The sequence below is a fragment of the Kribbella sp. NPDC002412 genome, from assembly GCF_053592935.1.
In genome coordinates this window covers 18933-39168 of the sequence record NZ_JBSFBL010000050.1, presented here as the reverse complement: position 1 = coordinate 39168, position 20236 = coordinate 18933, and the positions used below count along the sequence as shown (strand labels likewise).

Sequence of the window (20236 nt, the reverse complement as noted above, 5' to 3'; positions counted from 1 at the left end):
TTAGCCTCACCTTGTGTCCCCACCGCAAGCCCGGCTGACGGCCGGGGCCGTCCTGGTGTCCGACACCGCCGAGACGGACCACCCAGCCCTCGTCGACGCGGCCGGACCGCTGAGTTATCGAGCGCTGAACGAACGAGTCGACGCGCTCGCCGCCAGCCTTCCCACTGTTCACACCGGGCGCCGGCTGGTACACGTTCCGCTCGCTGCCGAGCGCGATCTGGTGCTCGGCTATCTCGCCGTCCTGAAGGCTGGGCACGTCGCGCTGGTCACTCCGGCCGAGCACGCCTCGATCACGGCCATTTATCCGCCGGACGTTTGGCTCTGCGAGGACGGCTCCTTCGCGGATGCGACCGGCGGCCCACTGGACCACGACGCCAGTCCACGGCACGAGCTTCACCCGGAACTCGCTCTCCTGCTGAGTACCTCCGGCAGCACCGGCTCACCCAAGCTCGTGCGGCTCAGCCGCGCCAGCCTCATCAGCAACGCGGATGCGATCGTCTCAGCGCTGTCGATCAGCGCTGACGACCGGGCGGTCACATCGCTCCCCCTGCACTACTGTTTCGGTCTCTCGGTCCTGCACGCCCAGCTCAGGGCCGGCGCGACCACGGTGCTGTGGCATGGACCGGTAACCGACCCCGCCTTCGCCGACGAGCTGCGCAGGAACCGAGTCAGTTTGCTCCCTGCCACTCCACATGTGGTCGACCTGCTCGACGTACAGGGAATCCTGGACGACCTACCGTCGCTGCGGCTGCTTGCCCAAGCCGGCGGCGCCCTGCCGCCCGCACGCGTTCGCGAGCTCGACGCACGTGGCCGCGCGGGCGGCTGGGGGCTGGCCGTCATGTACGGGCAGACCGAAGCGACCGCCCGGATGGCGGTGCTGCCACCGGAACTGACCGGTCAGTACCCGGACGCCGTGGGCTGGCCGGTTGCCGGCTCGACGTTCCGGTTGGACCAGAACGGCATCGAGCAGCCCAGCGACCTCGATCCCGCCGGCGGCCCGGTCGGCGAGCTCGTGTTCGCCGGTCCTGGCGTGATGCTCGGGTACGCCGAGCAACCCGACGACCTCGCGCTCGGCCGGATGCACACCGAGCTGCGCACCGGAGACCTGGCCCGGATCGACGCCGACGGTCTGGTCCGGATCGTCGGCCGGCGCTCCGACTACGTGAAGATCATGGGCATCCGGATCGACCTCGGCCGCGTCGAGCGCGTGCTGCGCGCCGACGGCGTCCCGTGCTGTGTCACCGGCACCGACGATCAGCTGCAGATCACCTATCGCGCCTGCGGACAGGAGCCGGCAGCGATCCAGCATCGGGCGGCGTCCGCGTCCGGCCTCGGCTCGTCCGTGGTCTCGGTCCACGAGGTCGCCGACCTCCCGATGCTGCCGAATGGCAAACCAGACCGCCGAGCCTGCGCCGCGTTGCACCTCGCCACCGGGAACGTCACGGTCACCACGGGCGACTCGCTCGCCGCGGTCACGAACGTCCTCGCACCGCTGATCGGCCGCCGCGAGATCGATCCGGACCGATCCTTCGCGGAGCTCGGTGGCGACTCGTTCAACCATGTCGCGGCGTCGCTCGGGTTGACCCGGCTGCTTGGCCATCTGCCGGCCGACTGGCACCACAGGCCGGTCCGAGACTTGGTGGAGCTTGCCGCTCGGCATGACGACCAGCGACCGGTTTGGCGTTCCCTCACCCAGCGCGTGGAGACCACCGTGCTGCTGCGTGGTGCGGCCGTGATCACCATCTGCGGCAGTCACGTCGGACTGTTCCGCCTCGCGGGCGGTGCGCACGTCCTGCTCGCGGTCGCCGGATTCCTGTTCGCCCGGTACGTCCTCACCGCACAGTCAACGGCCGATCGGGTACGACGGACCACCCGGGCTGCGATCGGAATCGCCGTACCCGCGGTCGTGGTGGCCGCGGTGATGGTCTTCGGATTCAGATCCATCCACTGGTCGAATCTGGCGTTGGTGCACTGGCTGGTTCGGCCGCGGGACATCAACATCTTCTGGTTTGTCGAAGCTCTCCTGCTGGTGTCGGCGATCACGGCCGCGGTGTTGGCTGTTCCACGCGTGCGGGCCGCGTACGCCGCCGATCCCTGGCGCACCGCGATGGCTGCACTCGCCGTCCTGCTGGTGCCCCGCTACCTCGTACTCGCGCTGTTCGACGGGCCAGTCCGCGGGCTGCCGGGCACAGTGGCGTGGTTGTTCGTCGCCGGCCTCGCGATCGCGGTCGCGGACACCCGGCGTCGCCGGCTCGTCACGGCGCTCATCGCAGCCTCGGCGACGATCGGCTTCTTTCCTTCGTGGGAACGCAACCTGACGATCCAGGCCGGACTCCTACTGTTGGCGTTCCTGCCGACCGTGCCGGTTCCACGCCTGCTGGTCAGACCGCTCGGCGTCCTCGCGGCTGCCTCGCTGCACATCTACCTGGTGCAGTTCCAGATCTTCGCCTTCTTCGACACCCCGATCGCCCAGTTCACCGCCGCACTCGTCGCCGGCCTCGTGTTCTGCGCGGTCAGCACCTACGCGCTGCGCCGGCTGCCGTTGCCGAATCCGGCCGGCGGCACCCTGATCCGCCGTCGTGGAACGGCGATGCACCCTGTGAGAAAGGACCGACCATGCGTCGACGCACATTCCTGACCGGCCTCGGAGCCCTTGGGACGATGAGCCTGGTGGGGTGCGGGTCGAAGTCCAAGGACGGCGAGTACGTCGCCGACCCCGGATCGCTGCAGGTGTACTCCTCGCAGCACGAGAACCTCACGAAGGCCTGGGTCGAAGCGTTCACCGCGTCGACCGGTATCAAGGTGCAGATCCGCAAGGGATCGGATTCCTCGATGGGTCACCAGATCGTGGCGGAGGGGTCGTCTTCCCCGGCCGACGTGTTCCTCACCGAGAACAGCCCGGCCATGACGCTGGTCGAGCGGAACAAGCTGCTCGCACCGGTCGACGCCGCGACCCGCGCTCAGGTGCCGGCCAACCTCGTTCCGTCCTCGAAGGCGTGGACCTCGATCGCCGCCCGGTCCACGGTGCTGGTCTACAACCCGTCCAAGCTCGCCGAGGCGGACCTGCCGAAGTCCTTGATGGAGCTCGCCGGACCGGAGTGGAAGGACCGCTGGGGCTGCGCGCCAGGCGGCGCGGACTTCCAGGCCATCGTCGCTGGAATGCTCGCCGGTCAAGGTGAGCAGAAGACGACCGAATGGCTCGGCGGCTTGAAGACCAATGCGCGCGCCTTGCAGAACAACATCGCCACGATGAAGTCGGTCAACGCCGGCGAGATCCCCTGCGGGGTGATCTACCACTACTACTGGTACCGCGACCAGGCCGGCACCAAGGAGGGCAGCGGCAACACCGCCCTGCACTACTTCCGCAACCAGGACCCAGGCGCGTTCGTGTCGCTGTCCGGCGGCGCAGTGCTGGCAGGCTCGAAGAAGCCCGCCGAGGCACGCAAGTTCCTGGCCTACGTCACCAGCAAGGCCGGCCAGAAGGTGCTGGTTGACTCCCAGTCGATGGAGTACGCGGTCGGCACCGGAGTCGCCTCTGCGCCCGCACTGCCACCGCTGAACACTCTGCAGGCGCCGCCAGTCGACCCCTTCACGCTGAACTCCGACGAGGTCAGCAGACTGATGACCGATGCCGGCATCCTCTGACCTTCGCACCGATGCGTTCGTCGGGGACGACGAGCCGGCAGTCAGTGCGCCGGTCGTCCAGTCCACGCGGACGCCGCGGCTGGTGCTTGTGGCCGCCGTACTGATTGCCGTACTGCTTGTAGCACCGGTGCTTGTGGTGTTCGGGCAGGCTGCGTCTGCCGGCGCCGCGGAGGCGTCGAGGCTCCTGTTCCGGCCAAGGACCGCAGAACTGCTCCGGAACACTCTGCTGCTCCTCGCACTCACCGTGCCGATCACCGTTGTCGTTGGCTGCGGCGCGGCCTGGCTGGTCGAGCGGACCACGCTGCCTGCCGCCGGCTTCTGGCGCACGCTGCTGCTGATGCCACTCGCCATCCCGGCGTTCGTCAGTAGCTACGCATGGACCTCGGTGCTGCCATCGGTCCAGGGACTCGGCGGCGCCGTGTTCGTTACTGCCCTCGCCTACTATCCGTTTGTCTTCCTCCCGGCGGCCGCGCTACTCCGCGCACTCGACCAGGGCCACCTCGACGCCGCTCGCTCACTCGGGGTCTCCGGGCTGGGTGCGATGCTGCGAGTGGTGGTTCCCCAACTGCGACCAGCAGTCGCCGGCGGTGCCCTGCTGGTCGCGCTGCATTTGCTTGCCGAGTTCGGGGTGTTGCAGATGATGCGGTACCCGACGTTCACGACAGCGATCCTGCAGCAGTTCGCGGTCGGATTCAGCAACGCCGCCGGCAGCCTCCTGGCCGCAGTACTCGTCGTGCTTTGCCTCGGCCTGCTAGCAGTCGAGGTGCCGCTGCGCGGCCGGAAGCGAATCGCCCGCCTCGGGCCTGGCGCGCGGCAGCGGCCAGTCGCTCACCGACTCGGCGCCTGGACCGTTCCGGCTCTCGGCGCGCTCGCCGTACTGGTCGGGCTGGCTGTGCTCGTGCCCGCCGTGATCGTGCTGCGCTGGCTGGAGCGGGCAATCGTCGGCAACGCTGTCGACACCGGATCGTTGCTCGCGGCAACCGGATCGAGCATCGGTCTCGCCCTGCTCGCCGGACTGGCGACAACCGTCGCCGCATTGCCAGGGGCCTGGCTGCTGCACCGCTACCCATCCCGGCTGGCGGTGATGCTGGAACGCGTGACCTACGTGGCGAGCGCCCTCCCCGGCGTGGTGATCGGGCTGGCGCTGGTCACCCTCGCGGTCCAGTGGGCCCGGCCCGTGTACCAAACAGCTGCGCTCGCCGTCGCGGCGTACACCATCCTCTTCCTGCCCAGAGCGATGGTCGCCTGGCGGTCCGGTCTGGCCGCGGCGCCGACCGAACTGATCGAGGCCTCGCGGTCGCTCGGCGTGTCAGGGCCAGGTACCTTTGCCCGCGTGGTTCTTCCGCTCGTGCTCCCCTCCGCGCTGACCGGATTCGTGCTCGTCTTCCTCGCGACGGTGACCGAACTGACCGCCACCCTGCTGCTCGCCCCGACCGGGACCGAGACCCTGGCGACCGCATTCTGGTCGGCCAGCGACGAACTGGACTACGTGGCCAGTGCGCCGTACGCCGCAGCCATGATCGCCCTGTCCGCCCCACTCACCGTGTTGCTGCGCCGACAGATCCTGGACCAGCGATGACCAGCGCCGGCATCGAGATCAGCGACCTGACCGTCGGGTACGGCGGCCCACCAGTGCTCGACCGGGTGAGTCTCCAGGTGCGCCCTGGCGGGACCACCGCCGTACTCGGGCCGTCCGGCAGCGGCAAGACCACGCTCTTGCGAGCGCTGGCCGGATTCGTCCGGCCGGCGCACGGCCGGATCGAGATCGGTGGAAAGGTCCTGACCAACGGACAGACGCTGGTCGCGCCGGAACGCCGCGGGATCGGCTACGTCCGTCAGGACGGCGCGCTGTTCCCGCATCTCGATGTCACCGCCAACATCCTGTTCGGACTCCCCCGGGCCGAGCGCCGCCGCGGCACCCAGATCGGCCCGCTGCTCGAACTCGTCGGACTGTCCGCAAACCTGGCCCGGCGCCGCCCTGACGAACTGTCCGGCGGTCAGCAGCAGCGAGTCGCCCTGGCTCGGGCGCTGGCCCGCGAACCTGCCGTCGTACTGCTCGACGAGCCCTTCTCGTCCCTGGACACCGCGCTGCGCGCCGCAACCCGGGAAGCAACCCTCACCGCCCTCGCCGAGCGCGGCGCCACCACCGTCCTCGTCACCCATGACCAGGCTGAGGCACTCTCATTCGCTGATCAGGTGGCGGTGATGCTCGACGGCCGGTTCGCTCAGATCGGCAGCCCCGCCGAGGTGTACGACGATCCGGCAACCCCCGAGGTAGGCGCCTTCCTCGGCGACACGATGCTGTTGCCCGGGCTCGCCGACGGCCGCGTGGTCGACTGCGTTCTGGGCAAACTCGAACTGGCCCAACCGGCGACTGACGAGGTTCTCGTCATGATCCGGCCGGAGCAGCTCGCACTCGGCGCTCCGTCAGGCCTGGCCGCACGCGTGGTCTCGGTCGCCTACCACGGACCGGACGCCATGGTCCGCCTCGACCTCACCGACACCACGACCCGCCTCGTAGCGCGCGTCCCCGGTCACAGTGCACCTCAACCAGGCGATCTGGTCGGAGTCGCCGTACCGGGCCAAGTCCGCTCATATCCCAGATCAGCCGGATCGGACTGAACGACAGGTGCCTCGGGTCACCGCCTGTCACGGGACGCGGATGCGGTTGTTGCGGGGGTTGTGTCGTCGAGACAGCGGGCCAGGTAGCGCAGTCGCGACCGGGCCGAAGCCGAGATTCTCCGAAGAGGTGTCGACCACTGGCTGGCTCGAGGCAGGTGACGACGCCATGCGCACATCCGATTGGCAGCGTCCAACACCAGCCAATTCCCACTCGACCGTGCTGTGGCCCGATCCGGGCGCTCGGCACAACGCTCGGCACTACGCGGTGACGCTCGCCGCCGGCTTGCTCGTTCGGCTGTCGTTGGTCGGGTCGAGTGGCGCTCGTCCCGCGACACCCTCCTCGGCGCCGGGCACACCGGTCCTGACTGCTCAACAGACCGGCGCTTCGCGGTTTGCCATCGGGCTGCCGTACCGCACTAGTCCCATTACCAGATCAACCAGATTGCGGACTCCGCTCATCCTGCAGCTTCGACACCGAGACCGCGGCAGGCTGAGCTCGGCAGCGGGTGGCCCGGATGATCACCACGTCCTCGTGGTCGACGTCGGCGGGGATCGTCCCGGCGGCCTGCTGCGCCCGCATCAGCGGACCCAGCGGACCCCGCGCACTCGCCCGCACCTCGACCTCCACCAGACCGGCGCGCCGCAGCCGCTGCAAAGTCGCGTCGATGCCGATGAGTGACGAGTGCACGAGCAGTAGCACCCCGCCGGGGCGCAGGTGAGCGGGCGCCGCATCGCACAGCGCGTCGAGAACAATGCGTCCATCGTTGCCCGCCTCCCATGCCCGGCTCGCGCCATGGCGGGGTACGTCGGGCCGCGGCGACGGCACGTACGGCGGGTTGCTCGCGATCAGGTCGAACTGCTCCCCGGCCACCGGCCCAAACGTCCGCCCCCGGACCGTCCGGACCCGCAGACCGTGCCGAGCCGCGTTCAGCCGGACCGTCAGCAGCGCACGCCGAGACACATCGACCGCGGTCGAGGAGGCACCGCACTGCGCCGCAGTCAGGGCGAGGACACCGCTGCCGGTGCAGACGTCGAGCGCCTGCCCGCCCGGACCAATCGCCTCTTGGCGAATGGCGTCGGCCAGCATCCACGAGTCGGAGATCGGGGCGAAGACGCCCGGAAGGGTCATGAGCTGCATGCTGTGAACACCTCCGCAAACCACGGGACTACGCGCTCGGGACCAAGCGCCCGCAGGCGCTCCACCAGTGGGGCTTCCACATCGTCCAGGGCTGCCGGCGCGTGATGCTCGGCGGCGTCGATGAGGTCGTGCAGGCATCGGCGGGTGGATCGGGCTTCACCGGTCCGGAGGCCGAGCAGCTCGAGCGTGCCGTTACGGGCATGCGGCCGTAGCTCCCCCACCACTCCGGCACTTCGGTCACGGCGCCCCCTCGGACCGCTCAGGCGGGGTCCTCGGCATGCTCCTCCCAGGAGGTGATGACCGGAGGCACGCCCTGGCGCGGCAACTAAACGGCGATCACCGGCCGCACCCGCAGGCCTGCGTCCCCTCCACCGGCGCGACTGAAGCGACGCAGCATCCATGGGCGACCCGCCCGGCCGGCCACCTTGATCAATCATCGGCGCGCCCGGCAGCGGATGCCTCAACCCCACCGCGGGGCCGACAGACTCGGCGTTCCCCACGCGAGAGCCTCCCAGTCCTACCCGGCGCAGCGCCGGCCCTTCCGAGGCTCCTCCTCTGAACCCCCACACCCCAGTACCCCGACGCGAACGTCACCCTTGCGGCGCTGGCAAGCAAGCGCTGAAGCCGCCGGCTGCGAGGACAGCCACGTCCGGCGCTGGGGGCGGTGTACCTGCTGCCGGTCCTCTCCTAGGCTCGTGGCCCGGCCAGTTCGCCAGCCAGCTCACCGAGGTCCGCATCGAGCAGGAAGACCACGGGCGAGCGCTTGCTCGGGCCGGCTACTGGCCCACGCCGGGAGATGAAGCACCCAGTGCCGCCCTCGCCAGCCGCGCAGGCGTCGCCGAGGAGCCATGGCGAACCTCGCGAACCCGAACACCATCCACCAGACGCTCATCGCGCTGATTCAAGGGTCAGGGCGCTGTTGGCGTGGCGGTCGGTGTTTCCGTCTCAGTCGGCGTGGGGGTCGGGGTTTCTGTCGGGGTCGGTGAGGTCGATGGATCCGGTGTGGTCTGAGTCGGTGTGGTCTGATCCCCCGGGCTGGACGTGGCTGTGGTTGGTGTGGGTGCTGGGAGCGGCGTCGTCGTTGGCGTATTCGTGGGCGCGACCTGTGGCGGTTTGCTCGGGGTGAGTGAGGCTGTGGGGGTTTCGGCGCCGGGCGACTCCTCACCGCCCTCTGTCGGGGACTGTCCTGGTTGTGCTGTCGGCGTCGCAGTTTCGGGCGTGGTGAGCGCTCCGTCGGCGGCGATGACGTCGAGAATCTGTTGCTCGAAGGAGCTGAGCCGGTCGCGTAGTTCCGACAACGGGTACTGCTGGATCGAACGCGCGAAGTCCGCCAGTTGCGCCCAGACCTGGTTGAGTGCCGCAATGCCATCGGTCGAGAGCGCGCGGTCCAGTGTCACGACGAGTTGGGTTGCGAGTGCGTAGGTCAGGCACTGCACGCAGTCGTAGTTCAGCGCTCCGGCGAGGTTCTGGGGTACGACGATGTCGGCGTCGCCGATGACAAGCACAACTTGGAAGGCGATGGCTACCGCCGCGCAGTTCGTGCAGCTCGCGAATGCGTAGGCCTCGTTGGTGTTCGTCACCGGACCTGAGGAACCCTCGGCCCAAACCAAAGCGAACGCGATGTCGTAGATGACGGAATCGTTTGTGGTGTTGACGGCGAACGCTTGGTTGTCGCCTGGCCCCGCAGGTAGTGGCTTGTCGAAGGGGAACACCCACACCGGAGCGCTGGGTGATTGAGGGTCGTCCCGTCCAGGCAGGCCGCTCGAAGGCATTGCCGTGGCTGTGGGTGCAACGGCGGTTGGCGATGGGGTCGACGGTGCGGCCACGCGAGCGTTGCCCGACGTACGAGGCACCATGACGAGAGCCAGCGTCGGGCTTTGACGAGTGGGTCGCTTCACTCCGGTCGGCCAGACGACCTGTGTCCGGCTGACCTCTCCTTCGTGCAACTGTCGTCGGCCGGTAGGGGGTTGCGAGGTGGTGTGCCCGGCCCGATCGATGAAGTCGGTGATCGTGCCTCGCTCGTTCGGGGTAATCGGCCGGTACCGGTCGCCGTCGGGCCACCACAACCAGCCGAGCGCTGCGATGATCGTCAACGCGACGATCGCGGCGACTGAACGCTGCGCGGGCTTACCCGCCGTACGCCGCCACACCGACCTCACCATCCTGCCGACCAGCAGCCACAGCAGCAGCCCCAGGCCGAGCAGCGGCAGCGCCAGCGCGACGATGGACAGCGCACGGGCCAGGACCTCGACAAGGTCCGTGTCGCGCCAGCCACCGGCAAGCATCGCCCACTGCTCTTCGACGCTCGCCCTGGCGGTGGCCAGGACCCGGGGCAGCATCACCACGGTCATGACCAACACGGCCAGCATCAGCGGCACGACGGTGAGGCACCACACGGTGATGACTGCCTGAGCCCACAGCTTGAGCGCCCGCTTGTCGCGGCCTCGCCAGCGCCAGGGCAGCAGGCCGGTCAGGGTCGGCTTGATGTGGTGGTACAGGTCGGGTACGCCGGTCAGGTCGGCGAGTACGTGATAGCCGTCGAAGCGGATGGTCGGCAGCAGTTGCCGGATCATCTGCAGGATCTGCGTCGCCACGACCAGCAGGAGCGCGTCGTACCCGGTCACCTGGGCCACCACGACCGTCACCACCGCAACGATCGCGTTGAAGTACAAGCCGCCGAGGTCGGTGCGGATGCGCCCGCCACGCCCGAGCCGGTAAGAGTCTGTGACGTCGGTGTAGAAGGCGGGCCAGAACAGGTAGTAGCCCATGCCCATCGCGCCCGGCGTCGACCCGCCGTACCGGGCGGCCGCCGCATGACCGAACTCGTGGAATCCCGCCGACAGCACGGTCACCGCGAAGACCAGCAGCAAGAAACCGGGCCTGTGGAACGCCTCATACGCCGCCGACGCCAGCCCCTTGTCGAACAACAGCCACCAGCACACATACACGAACGACGCAACAAAGCCCACCACGGGCAGCGGACCGAACAACCGCGCGAACGGCCGCGTGATCCGCTCGGTACGACGCGGGTCGGTGACCGTATACCTGAACCGCAGCCCGAGAAGCGGATTCGACCTGCGCACACGTGGCTCCGACCCATCCGCGCCGCGCACCAGGCCAAGCGGCTGCAGCCTCTGCGTCAGGTCCGCTACGTTGGCCGCCGACACGGACCGGCCGTATCTTGCGCTGACCACCTCCGCGATCTGCGCGTTGTCACGATGACCGTCGATCGCCTGCAGCACCAGATACAACAGCGTGGTCAGCTGGATCATCTGCCCGTCGGCGCGGCGGACCAGCGCCGGCGGGGTGCGATAGCCCGATCCGGCCATCTCACCCAACAGCACCACATCAGCCGCTCGGACAGGCACACCGCGGGTCGCCGAGTCGACGGTACGGACGACGCGCGCAGCGTCGGCCGGCACCGTCGAATCCTCCTCCGGACCGGACACTGTTCCGGGCTACTGGTCGATGTCGGAAGTCTGCTCGGCGCTGGCGTCCGCTGAACCAGTGATGTCCTGGGTGATGATGGCGTCCTGTTGCGCGATCGCCACCGCCTGGCTGTCGACAGCGCCCACGTTCGCCGCGACTGCGGCATCGATCGGAGCCGCCACATTCGCGTTCGCCGCCACGGCACCGGCGATAGGAGCGGCGAGGTCGACATCGGCATCGATGTTGACGTTGACAGCCAGGAGGCTACCGTCCAGCAGTTGGCTCGTGTCAGGAGTCTCCAACCCCGTGTCCGGAACCACCGCAGGGGCAGCCGCAGGCTCGGCGCCGGCTGTCTCCTCCGACGGCGTCGTGGTCCCACCGGCGGGCGTGCTCGCGCCACTGACCGGCTCAGACGCCGCACTTGACCCCGCGCTCGGCGCAGCACTCGTAGACGCAGCGGGGCCGCCCTCAACCGGCGTGGAGGACCCGGAATCGACCGGGTCGGCGGACTGATCGATCCCGCTGACCTGGACAGCGTGAGCGCTCGCGTCCGCATCGATGCCCTGCGTGATCAGAACACCTTGATCGGCCAGCGCCTGGGCCTCGGAGCCACTGGACAGGATGTTCGCGCCGACAGCCGCGTCGATCGGCGCGGCGACATTCGCGTTCGCGGCCACCGCCAACTCGATCGGTGCCGCGGCATCAATGACAAGCGCGAGATCGACGTTGAGGTCGAGGATCGAAACGACCTCCTTGTCCGGCAACACACTGCCGACCTGGGCGTTCAGCTCCTCATCCGACAACGGAACCAGCTCTGCATCCTCACTCATGACATTCCTCCAGACGGAACAGTGGAGCTTCGGTACCCACGTGACGCCGATCACGCACCACCGACCACCATCCGACCCCTCACGTTCCAGCCACCGAACGCCCCCGCGCCCTCAAACGATCGATTCACCACCCGACGGCCGAATCCCCACGAGCCGGTGAGGGTTGGCGCCTCATCGTCCTTGTTGACGCGACGATGCTCTTCGAGGCCAGCTCGCCGGCACAGGTGCTGGTCGCCTCCGAGATGCCGGCGGCCACGTAGTTGCCTAGAGGGCCTGGGATCTACCGGTAGCTGTCTCCGTAGTAGCCGCCGAGGCGGGTTCGGTAGTCGTCGTCGATCCCGGCGTCTTCGTCGTACTCGGGGGCGTCCTTGATCTGGTCCTTGGTCCGGTCCACGTAGACCTTGCGATCCTCCGTGTCGACGCGGTCCACCACACCGGCGGGCAGCAGTACCTTCCGGCCGAAGATCCAGGGTCCGGTGTCGACGACCAGACCGGAGGTGCCGGCTTCATAGGTGGCCTGGTCGACCTTGCCGATATCGCCGTCGACCGCCGCGATCTTGTACCCGACCAGGTCCAGCCCGGACGAGTAGCCGGTCTCCGGCCGGTAACTCCAGGGATCAAACGCGCTCATCGTCATCGTCGATCCCCTCCTTCCAACACGTACAGGGGTGAAGCGGCGCAGGGGAACCTGAAGCCCCGTCAGGTCATCCTCATCCGAGCGGGTCGGCGTCCGGCCGACCGGGCAGGTCCGGGTTCGGATCGAAGTCCGGCCGTCGATCCGGGTCGGCTCCGGGATCGGGTGCCGGCATGTCGGGATCCACATCGGGCTCCGGGAACGGCCCGGTGGGGTCGGAGGGATCCGGAAGGAACGGTGTCGACATGACGGGCCTCCTCTCACATCTGAGCCACCGGTACCCGCCTCCACGCATCAACAGCGCGCACGTCCGTACACATCTTGGCTATCCGGACTGAGCGCCCCTGGCGACGAGCCAGACCTCGCGCGGGCACGAAGAATCGTTCGTGACCTCCCCTCAGCAAGAGTCAACTCGGGGTACGCCCGGACGCGTGATCCGGACACTCGGCGGATCCCTGAGCAGATCGATGCCGAGTACGTCGTCGGCCGACAACGGGCCGAGATCCGCGCACCGCGGCGCGCGACCTTCGAACCATGAGCTTCCAACAGATTGCAACCCCGCGGAGCCGTGGCCAACGCAAACCTCTCAGTGGAGAACGCGTACGGCGACCCACGCCTGCTGCACGACCTCCCAGCCCCAGCCGTGAAGGTTCGCACGTCAGCTGGAGGTGCACCTCATCGTCGGCGCTGAGACCGGCGGCATTCCGCTCGCCGCGGCTGTGGCAAAGGCACCGCGCTCGAGGCGTTCGCCGACCAGTTGCGCGCCGAGAACGCCGACCTCGGCGTGCTCGACAGCGGTATCCATCAGCTCGCCGTCAACGCCCTCGTCAACCACTGGACCGACGACGATCCCCGCTGGTCGCTCCTGGAGCGAGCAGCCGACACCGCCTGACGCCGCGCGTGTCGACGTACTAACGGGGTGTCGCGCACCTCGGCACCGGCCTACAGTGATTGGCGGGCGGCGAGGAGAACATCGCATGAGAAGGATCCGTTACACGCGCGTCGGCGATCCGTCCGTGCTGGAGCTGGACGAGGCACCGATCCCAGAACCGGGGTACGGCGAGGTCCGTGTCCGGGTCATGGTCTCTGGGGTGAACCCGACGGACTGGAAGTCGCGCAGCGGCGGATTCGGTGGTGACGTCGCGGAGGCGACGGTGCCGAATCACGACGGCGCCGGAGTGGTCGATCAACTGGGCGCCGGTGTCGACGGCCTCCACGTCGGCGACCACGTATGGGTCACCCTGGCTGGAGACGGTCGCCCGGCCAGCGGGACAGCGCAGGAGTTCACGGTCCTACCGGCCGAACGCATCTTCCCACTGCCTACGGGCGCGGACTTCGATCTCGGGGCCAGCACAGGTATTCCCGCCCTGACAGCCCACCGCGCTTTGACGGTCGGCGAAGACGGACCAGCCCGGCTGGCACCTGGGGCCATGGCAGGCCGGACAGTTCTGGTTGCCGGCGGTGCGGGTGCAGTGGGTAACGCAGCGATCCAGCTCGCCCGCTGGGCCGGCGCGAACGTGATCGCGACCGTCAGCAAGGAAACCAAAGCGCGGCTCGCGAGCGCCGCGGGAGCGCACCACGTCGTCAACTACCGCGAACCTGACGCAACCGACGCGATCAAGGCGCTCGCCCCCGACGGCGTCGACCTCGTGGTCGAAGTCGCCGCAGGCGCCAACTCCGAGCTGGACCTGGCAGTCCTCCGGACCCGCGGGACGATCGCGATCTACGCGAACGACGGCGGCCGGCCGTTCGATCTCGACGTACGGCGAAACATGGCACTGAACGCCCGCTACCAGTTCGTCCTGCTGTACACCGTCGGGTGGGGATGGATCGCGAACGCCGCCGCCGACATCAATCAGGCGATCAGCGACGGCGCGTTCCGGGTCGGCGAGGACGCCGGCCTCCCACTGCACCGCTACCGCCTCGAAGACACCGGCGCCGCGCACGCCGCCGTCGAGCAGGGCACGGTCGGAAAAGTGCTGATCACCATCGACGCCGACTGAGCGTCTCGCAACAGGCCCGATCTCATCACGGGCCAGATCACGCCTGCCGCCAGGCACACCGGGCATGCCCCGGGGCCGACCCGGCGTCAACGAGGTCGTCGTCGAGATCGAGGTGGCACCTGTCAACGGCGCGGACCTGCTGTTCGCGGCCGGATGGTTCGGTGGCTACCCGGACGTCCGTGCACCCATGGAGGCAGAAGGCGACGACCACCGTCGTACCGGCCGACACAAGGCCTATCCTCCTTGGTGCGGCCACTTCCTCCGGGGAGCCGGCGATGGATGATCTTCCGGGAAGGCGAGACCAATGACTTCCGAGTCAGCTCCTACCAGGGATGATCTTCTTGCCTTGGCCGTGACAGCCTTCAGCTTCCTCGATCAATCAACGCCCCCAGCGAGGCAGCGAATAGACAAGCCGTTCCAGGCGACCCTTGTCTATCCGCTAGGTCAGGCGTTCGTCGAGCTGGAGCTCGACTGGAGGGAGCAGGCCGCGTTCGTCCTGATCGGCTGGTGCCGTGATGGCGAGATTCCGGACGGCTACTACATGGACAGCCATGGGACGGTGGTCAGGCATCATCTTGGCGCGGTGCTCGAGCGGGGCCAACCGGCGGACAGAGCTGCAGCCGCCCGGTTGCACGAAGCTCTCGAATCCAGCGGGCCCGAGGCGATGGCCCAGCAGATCCGCGCGTACGGCGACGTACTGCGCGCGACACATGCTCGCCTGCCGGAACTCCTCTCCAACCTGCCCACCACGTCCTGAACCGGGCCAACCCCGCCGCATGACCTCCACGATGTCGCTCTACCTGCGCAGATCGTCGAGGCGGCGTACAAGCCTACGACGAGACCTCAGGCGTGCCAGAGGTTGGCGATCGATGCCGACGGCCCGAAGTTGCTGCTGAACTGGCCGGCCACCTGGTGATATCCGACCGCGTACGAGCCGGCCGCGGGGTTCCAGGCACTGAAGGCCTTCACCACCCGGTTCCTCAGCACCGAGTCGAATTCGGCCTTACGGGCACCGGCGTTGAACCACGCGAGTCCAGGTGCCGCAGCCACATCGGCCGGTCGCGGCGGACTCGGACCCCAGTACAGCCGGGACACGAAGAACCGCGAGTTCACCAGGCTCGGATCCTCGAGCTTCAGTTGCCGCAGGCCTTCGCCGCAGGCGGCGTGGTCGGGGTGGTCGTCGGTATAGGACATCGTGTGGTGGAACGAGTTCGGGTGGCTGGCCGCGAAACCGGCGATGATGACCTTCACGTCGTTCACGCCGGTCGGGCTGGTTCCGTACGCATCCAGCAGCCCGCCCTCGTGGTGATACAGGGCGCCGGCGGTGTATCCGGCAGTTGGGGTCACGGTGGCCATGGCCCCGATGGCGGAGCGGCACTCCAGGATGCGGGCCGCACCGATCGCGGCCGGGGACAAGGTCGGGTAGCCCTCGCGGCCAGGATTGTGCCTGTAGGCGTGCTCGGCCCAGTTGCACACGTTGCTCCCATTGAACGACCCCAGAGGTCCGCCGTTTCCCCCACGGTTCATGGTGACCACGTGCACCTCGTGCCCGTGGGCCAGATACCAGACCAGCGCCAGCCCGGCCGACAGCGTCTCGTCATCGGGGTGCGGGCTGTAGAAGAAGACTCGGGCCACGTCGCTCACATCCTTCTGTCCGTCGAAAGTGGTGATCAGCCAGACAGGGGGTTACTTTCGTCGATCATGCGGTGGGATCGGCAACCTGAGTCGCGACCTAGCGGGGCGGTTCATGGTGATGCTCAGGCCGGTCAGGAGCGCCGGCGCGACGCGGTCTCAAGAGCTGCGTTCGGCTGAACCTCGTGGAGCCGCCAGAACTTCTGCTGTGGCCATGACCGGCCTCCCCTCCCCCAGGCTGACGACATCAACAGCCGTCCTGACCCGGGGATGCCCTCATCCTGTGCCGCGCGCTCTCAAGGCGTCAACGCCACATCGCGACTATCCGGCAGGATGTCCGGCTAGTTTGGGGTCGTGATCATCGAGCCCGGTCCGGGCGAGCCGCCCGCCGGTCCCTGGCAGGTCGTCGAACTGACAGACCTCGCGGCCGGCATCCTTGCCGGGTCATCCCATCCGTACGTCGTGGCCGTCGACGGCCGGAGTGGTGGCGGCAAGTCGACCTTCGCGACCCGGCTGGCCGGCGCCGTACCGCACTCCACCATCATCCACATCGACGATGTGGCCTGGCACGCCCCGATGTTCGGGTGGACCGATCTGCTGACAGAGGGTGTCCTCGGTCCGGTCCGACGCGGCGATGCGGTGTCGTATCGGCCGCCCGCCTGGGACATCCACGACCGGCCCGGTGCCATCGACGTACCGGCGGGCCTGGACCTGGTCCTCGTCGAAGGCGTTGGCGCAGGCCGGCGCGAGCTCACCGATGTGACCGATGCTCTGGTCTGGGTCCAGTCCGACTTCGCCGAGGCCGAACGTCTCGGCCTGGCCCGTGACATCGCGTCCGGGGTCAACGGCGACGCCCGCGCAGCGAAGGACTTCTGGATCGATCGAGCAGGCCGGTTCTTCGGCCGCGGAGCCGGAAAGCTCTTCGCGCCGATGGCCACATGACGGTCTTCGAGCGCTCGGGCAGGCCTCCCGGTGGTCGGGACACCGAGGTACGACGCGTCAGGCATCGCCTGCTGGGGTCGGAATGATGATTATGCTGGCTCAATGCGCGGGCTGAGCGGGATTCCCGCAGTGCTCTGCACGGCCGCGGTGCTGACCGCGACCGCGTGCTCGGGTCTCACCTCGGCACCGTCGTCGGCGCCCAGCTCCACCGCTCCCGTCAGCGGCTCTCCGACTTCCCCGGCGCCGGCCTCCGCGAGGACGGCGACACCGAGCGCCACCCGGCCGCCGCCGACTCCGACGGTCCCGGCCAGTACGCGGTTCAAAGACCCGGCCGGCCAGTTGGTCCGCTCCGTCAACCGCTACGCCACCGGGCGCGCACCCAAGCAGGTCGCGTTCACCCCCGACGGTAAAGAACTCTGGGTGACGCTGCTCGGCGGCGACGGCGTCGCCGTGCACCACGCGGTATCGGGTGCCAAGTTGGCAGGCATCCGGCTCGGCCGCCACGGCGGCGCAGTCGAAGTGATCTTCACCCGCGACGGCAAGACGGCGTACGTGTCGCAGATGGAGACCGGCACCGTCTGGCAGGTCGACGCCGCCTCCCGGAGAGTGCGGCGCAGCCTGGAGGTCCAAGGCAACTGGACGAAAGTACTATCGCTGTCGCCGGACGAACGCACACTGTATGCGGCGAACTGGAACAGCCACGACGTGTCGGTCATCGACCTACCGTCGTGGCGGGTGCGCAAAGTCATCCCCACCGTGCACACTCCACGCGGCCTCTATCCCTCGCCGGACGGCCGAAGCCTCTATGTCGCCGGCTACGACAACGGCGAACTCGCGAGGATCGACCTCCGCAGCGGCAACCAGAAGCTCCTGCTCCGCACGGGCGGCGCGATGCGGCATCTGGTCGGCGACGGACGACGGCTCTACGCCAGCGACATGGGCACCGCCTCCGTCTACGTCGTCGACCTGGCTTCCGCCAAGGTACGGCGGCTGGCAAAGGTCGATGATCATCCCAACACCATCGACCTCAGCCCGGACGGCAAAGTGCTGTACGTATCCTGTCGCGGCCGAAACAATCCGAAGAGCTACTACATCCCAGGCCCCGAATGGGGCTCGGTGGTCGTCCTGGACGCCAGGACCGGCCGACCACTGGACGCGATCGTGGCCGGCAACCAGACCACTGGGCTCGACATCAGCCAGTACGGCGACCTGCTGGCGATCTCCGACTTCCTGGACAACCGGATCCGGGTCTACACCGTCCCGCCGTACGAGAAACTCTCCCGCGGGAACGGCGGCTTCTGGTCCCGTCATCGCACCGAACTGACCAAGTAGACCACCAGCGCCAACCAGGTGAACCGTCACAGTCCACCCGGCGACGCTGGGTCAGGTTCACCTTGGGTCGTGTCGTGACCAGGTGGAGTGGGCACCTGTAGGTGCGGGGAGCTCCGGTGAGGGCCGCTAGGCCTTTCGCTTGGTCCTGGCAGGAGTGTCGGAGGGCGCCGTACGATGACCGACTCGACAATGGCGGGCCACCTCCTGGCCAGGCGGTACCGATTGGTGTCGGTCTTGGGTCGCGGGGGCATGGGCGTGGTCTGGCAGGGCCGCGACGAGCTCCTCGGCCGGTCGGTCGCGATCAAGGAAATCCTGCTGCCGCCGGAACTGCCCGATGAGGAACGCGAGGTCCTGCGGCGGCGCACCCTGCGTGAGGCCCGCTCCGCCGGCCGGCTCAGTCACCCGAATGTCGTCACCGTGTACGACGTCGTCGAAGAAGACGGCCGTCCGTGGATCGTGATGGAGCTGGTCCGATCCACCACGCTGGCGCAGGCGACCCGCGAGTACGGACCGTTGCCGCCTGGGGAGGTGGCTCGGATCGGCCTGCAGGTGCTGGCCGCGCTACACGCCGCACACCGCGCCGGTGTACTGCACCGTGACGTCAAGCCGAGCAACGTGCTGCTCACCGGAGACGGGCGGGTCGTGCTGACGGACTTCGGCATCGCCACCTTGGAGGGCGATCCGTCGTTGACGACGTCGGGCACGCTGCTCGGGTCACCGGCGTTCATTGCTCCGGAACGGATCCAGGGCCGGGGCGCTGGTAAGGAGTCGGACCTGTGGTCGCTGGGCGCCACGCTCTACACCGCGGTGGAAGGGCGGCCGCCGTACGACCGGGGAACCACGCTTCCTACGCTGGCGGCCGCTGTCACCGAGGAGCCCGACCCAGCGCAGTTGGCGGGGCCGCTCTGGCCGGCGCTCGAAGGTCTGTTGCGCAAGGACCCCGCGGATCGCATCGACGTCTGGGAGGCGAGGCGTCTCCTTCACCAGGCCGAGACGGGGTCGGAGGCTGCTGTCGGTTCGCCGGGAGCTGACGCTGTCGACACCTCGCAGGTGGACAGTGGTCAGCGGACGCGGGTGCTGCCGATTCCGCCGGTCGTTACGCCGCCGCCGGAGTACGCCGATGCTCAGCCGACCGGAGACGGTACGCCGGTGGCGACACCGGCCGGCGGTCCGATCGCTGCACCCGGTTCGGCCCCGTCGGAAGAGAGGGAGTCGTCCAACGGAAACCTGCCGAAGGTTGTCGGTGCGATGCTCGCATGTGTAGTGGTCGCGGTCGCCTTGGTCGGTTGGGCGCTGTTCCGAGCGGTCGACGACAACCAGGGAAGTCAGTCGCAGTCGCCCGTCTCACCGCAGGCCAGTGGAGTCAGCACGGCGCCCCGCAGTACGGCAGCGTCTTCGAGTACGCCGCCGCCAACCACACGCCAGCCATCCTCGCCCGCTACCAGCAAACCAGCCTCTCCGAGCAGCCGCCCCACCTCGGCGGAGTCTCCCGCCACCGAGCCGGGTTCGGTGCCCGCCGGCTTTGAGCGGCACACGGACCCGACCGGATTCTCATTGGCAGTGCCGACCGGCTGGACGGTGGAGCGGCGAGGAGTGCGCGTCTACTTCCGGGAGCCGGGCGGCGCACGCTTCCTGCTCATCGACCAGACCGACCAACCCAGGCCGGATCCGGTCGCTGACTGGCGTCAGCAGGAAGCAAGCCGCCAAGACAGCTACGCCGACTACCAGCGCATCCGGATCGAGCCGGTCGACTACTTCGAGAAGGCCGCCGACTGGGAGTTCACCTACGCAACCCCCTCCGGCCGCCGCCACGTCCTCATCCGCGGCGTGGTCACCAGCGACAACCAGGCCTACGGCATCTACTGGTCCACGCCCGATACCCAATGGACCGAAAGCCGCCCCCTCTACCGAACCTTCACCACAACCTTCCAACCTTCCTCATGACCCCCGACCGCAGACAAGAAACGAGCGGGAGTGCACGGGTGGGGTGGGCAGACCCGGGGGCAGACCAGGGGGTACGACGGGTGCC

At 68.4% G+C, this 20236-nt stretch carries 17 protein-coding genes; 11 read left to right on the top strand and 6 right to left on the bottom strand.

Features of this window, described 5'->3' with window-relative positions; translation table 11 throughout:
* Positions 1–13: 13 nt before the first annotated feature.
* The 4 genes from ACWCOV_RS32040 to ACWCOV_RS32025 are packed head-to-tail and all read left to right on the top strand — an operon-like array spanning position 14 to position 6267.
* On the top strand, positions 14–2638 hold the full coding sequence (locus tag ACWCOV_RS32040; protein ID WP_449833076.1) for an AMP-binding protein: 2625 nt from the start codon (positions 14–16) through the stop codon (positions 2636–2638).
* The gene (locus ACWCOV_RS32035; RefSeq protein ID WP_449833075.1) at positions 2617–3645 is read left to right on the top strand and encodes an iron ABC transporter substrate-binding protein; all 1029 of its coding nucleotides are present in this window, start codon (positions 2617–2619) and stop codon (positions 3643–3645) included. Before ACWCOV_RS32040 ends, ACWCOV_RS32035 begins: the two co-directional genes overlap by 22 nt.
* On the top strand, positions 3629–5224 hold the full coding sequence (locus ACWCOV_RS32030) for an ABC transporter permease (protein WP_449833074.1): 1596 nt from the start codon (positions 3629–3631) through the stop codon (positions 5222–5224). Before ACWCOV_RS32035 ends, ACWCOV_RS32030 begins: the two co-directional genes overlap by 17 nt.
* On the top strand, positions 5221–6267 hold the full coding sequence (locus tag ACWCOV_RS32025; RefSeq protein ID WP_449833073.1) for an ABC transporter ATP-binding protein: 1047 nt from the start codon (positions 5221–5223) through the stop codon (positions 6265–6267). The genes ACWCOV_RS32030 and ACWCOV_RS32025 overlap by 4 nt, the downstream gene beginning before the upstream one ends.
* 433 nt (positions 6268–6700) lie before the next feature.
* Here ACWCOV_RS32025 and ACWCOV_RS32020 read toward each other — a convergent pair whose 3' ends face one another.
* From ACWCOV_RS32020 to ACWCOV_RS32000, 5 genes are all read right to left on the bottom strand, one after another.
* Positions 6701–7405, bottom strand: coding sequence for a HemK2/MTQ2 family protein methyltransferase (locus ACWCOV_RS32020; protein ID WP_449833072.1), 705 nt, complete (start codon positions 7403–7405; stop codon positions 6701–6703).
* 908 nt (positions 7406–8313) lie between these two features.
* Positions 8314–10827 (bottom strand): hypothetical protein, encoded by a 2514-nt coding sequence (locus ACWCOV_RS32015; protein WP_449833071.1) that lies wholly within the window; start codon positions 10825–10827, stop codon positions 8314–8316.
* Between the two features lie 36 nt (positions 10828–10863).
* The gene (locus ACWCOV_RS32010) at positions 10864–11664 is read right to left on the bottom strand and encodes a hypothetical protein (RefSeq protein ID WP_449833070.1); all 801 of its coding nucleotides are present in this window, start codon (positions 11662–11664) and stop codon (positions 10864–10866) included.
* 280 nt (positions 11665–11944) lie between these two features.
* Entirely contained in the window at positions 11945–12301 is a 357-nt protein-coding gene (locus ACWCOV_RS32005) for a PRC-barrel domain-containing protein (protein WP_449833069.1), read from the bottom strand.
* A 73-nt stretch (positions 12302–12374) separates the two neighbouring features.
* Positions 12375–12545: a hypothetical protein gene (locus ACWCOV_RS32000; protein WP_449833068.1), complete on the bottom strand. Its 171-nt coding sequence runs from the start codon at positions 12543–12545 to the stop codon at positions 12375–12377.
* 510 nt (positions 12546–13055) lie between these two features.
* Between ACWCOV_RS32000 and ACWCOV_RS31995 the strand changes: the two genes are divergently transcribed.
* From ACWCOV_RS31995 to ACWCOV_RS31980, 4 genes are all read left to right on the top strand, one after another.
* Positions 13056–13190, top strand: a complete 135-nt coding sequence (locus ACWCOV_RS31995; RefSeq protein WP_449833067.1) for a hypothetical protein — start codon at positions 13056–13058, stop codon at positions 13188–13190.
* 85 nt (positions 13191–13275) lie between these two features.
* Positions 13276–14301, top strand: coding sequence for an NADPH:quinone reductase (locus ACWCOV_RS31990; protein WP_449833066.1), 1026 nt, complete (start codon positions 13276–13278; stop codon positions 14299–14301).
* Positions 14302–14365: 64 nt separating this feature from the next.
* Positions 14366–14584, top strand: a complete 219-nt coding sequence (locus ACWCOV_RS31985; RefSeq protein WP_449833065.1) for a hypothetical protein — start codon at positions 14366–14368, stop codon at positions 14582–14584.
* Between the two features lie 21 nt (positions 14585–14605).
* On the top strand, positions 14606–15058 hold the full coding sequence (locus tag ACWCOV_RS31980; protein WP_449833064.1) for a hypothetical protein: 453 nt from the start codon (positions 14606–14608) through the stop codon (positions 15056–15058).
* Positions 15059–15144: 86 nt separating this feature from the next.
* Here the strand turns inward: ACWCOV_RS31980 and ACWCOV_RS31975 are convergent, their stop codons facing one another.
* Positions 15145–15945: a PIG-L deacetylase family protein gene (locus ACWCOV_RS31975; protein WP_449833063.1), complete on the bottom strand. Its 801-nt coding sequence runs from the start codon at positions 15943–15945 to the stop codon at positions 15145–15147.
* Between the two features lie 342 nt (positions 15946–16287).
* Between ACWCOV_RS31975 and ACWCOV_RS31970 the strand changes: the two genes are divergently transcribed.
* The 3 genes from ACWCOV_RS31970 to ACWCOV_RS31960 all read left to right on the top strand — a co-directional run bounded on the left by ACWCOV_RS31970 (position 16288) and on the right by ACWCOV_RS31960 (position 20151).
* Entirely contained in the window at positions 16288–16875 is a 588-nt protein-coding gene (locus tag ACWCOV_RS31970) for a uridine kinase family protein (RefSeq protein WP_449833062.1), read from the top strand.
* A 102-nt stretch (positions 16876–16977) separates the two neighbouring features.
* On the top strand, positions 16978–18207 hold the full coding sequence (locus ACWCOV_RS31965) for a YncE family protein (RefSeq protein ID WP_449833061.1): 1230 nt from the start codon (positions 16978–16980) through the stop codon (positions 18205–18207).
* A 174-nt stretch (positions 18208–18381) separates the two neighbouring features.
* The gene (locus tag ACWCOV_RS31960) at positions 18382–20151 is read left to right on the top strand and encodes a protein kinase domain-containing protein (protein WP_449833060.1); all 1770 of its coding nucleotides are present in this window, start codon (positions 18382–18384) and stop codon (positions 20149–20151) included.
* Positions 20152–20236 lie beyond the last annotated feature (85 nt).

What these genes read in the sequence shown, in the direction of transcription:
- ACWCOV_RS31990 (WP_449833066.1), top strand. Translation starts at nt 13,276, where the DNA reads ATGAGAAGGATCCGTTACACGCGCGTCGGCGATCCGTCCGTGCTGGAG.
- ACWCOV_RS32020 (WP_449833072.1), bottom strand. Translation starts at nt 7,405, where the DNA reads ATGCAGCTCATGACCCTTCCGGGCGTCTTCGCCCCGATCTCCGACTCG.
- ACWCOV_RS32005 (WP_449833069.1), bottom strand. Translation starts at nt 12,301, where the DNA reads ATGACGATGAGCGCGTTTGATCCCTGGAGTTACCGGCCGGAGACCGGC.
- ACWCOV_RS31965 (WP_449833061.1), top strand. Translation starts at nt 16,978, where the DNA reads ATGCGCGGGCTGAGCGGGATTCCCGCAGTGCTCTGCACGGCCGCGGTG.
- ACWCOV_RS31985 (WP_449833065.1), top strand. Translation starts at nt 14,366, where the DNA reads ATGCCCCGGGGCCGACCCGGCGTCAACGAGGTCGTCGTCGAGATCGAG.
- ACWCOV_RS32035 (WP_449833075.1), top strand. Translation starts at nt 2,617, where the DNA reads ATGCGTCGACGCACATTCCTGACCGGCCTCGGAGCCCTTGGGACGATG.
- ACWCOV_RS31960 (WP_449833060.1), top strand. Translation starts at nt 18,382, where the DNA reads ATGACCGACTCGACAATGGCGGGCCACCTCCTGGCCAGGCGGTACCGA.
- ACWCOV_RS31980 (WP_449833064.1), top strand. Translation starts at nt 14,606, where the DNA reads ATGACTTCCGAGTCAGCTCCTACCAGGGATGATCTTCTTGCCTTGGCC.
- ACWCOV_RS32000 (WP_449833068.1), bottom strand. Translation starts at nt 12,545, where the DNA reads ATGTCGACACCGTTCCTTCCGGATCCCTCCGACCCCACCGGGCCGTTC.
- ACWCOV_RS32010 (WP_449833070.1), bottom strand. Translation starts at nt 11,664, where the DNA reads ATGAGTGAGGATGCAGAGCTGGTTCCGTTGTCGGATGAGGAGCTGAAC.
- ACWCOV_RS32025 (WP_449833073.1), top strand. Translation starts at nt 5,221, where the DNA reads ATGACCAGCGCCGGCATCGAGATCAGCGACCTGACCGTCGGGTACGGC.
- ACWCOV_RS32030 (WP_449833074.1), top strand. Translation starts at nt 3,629, where the DNA reads ATGCCGGCATCCTCTGACCTTCGCACCGATGCGTTCGTCGGGGACGAC.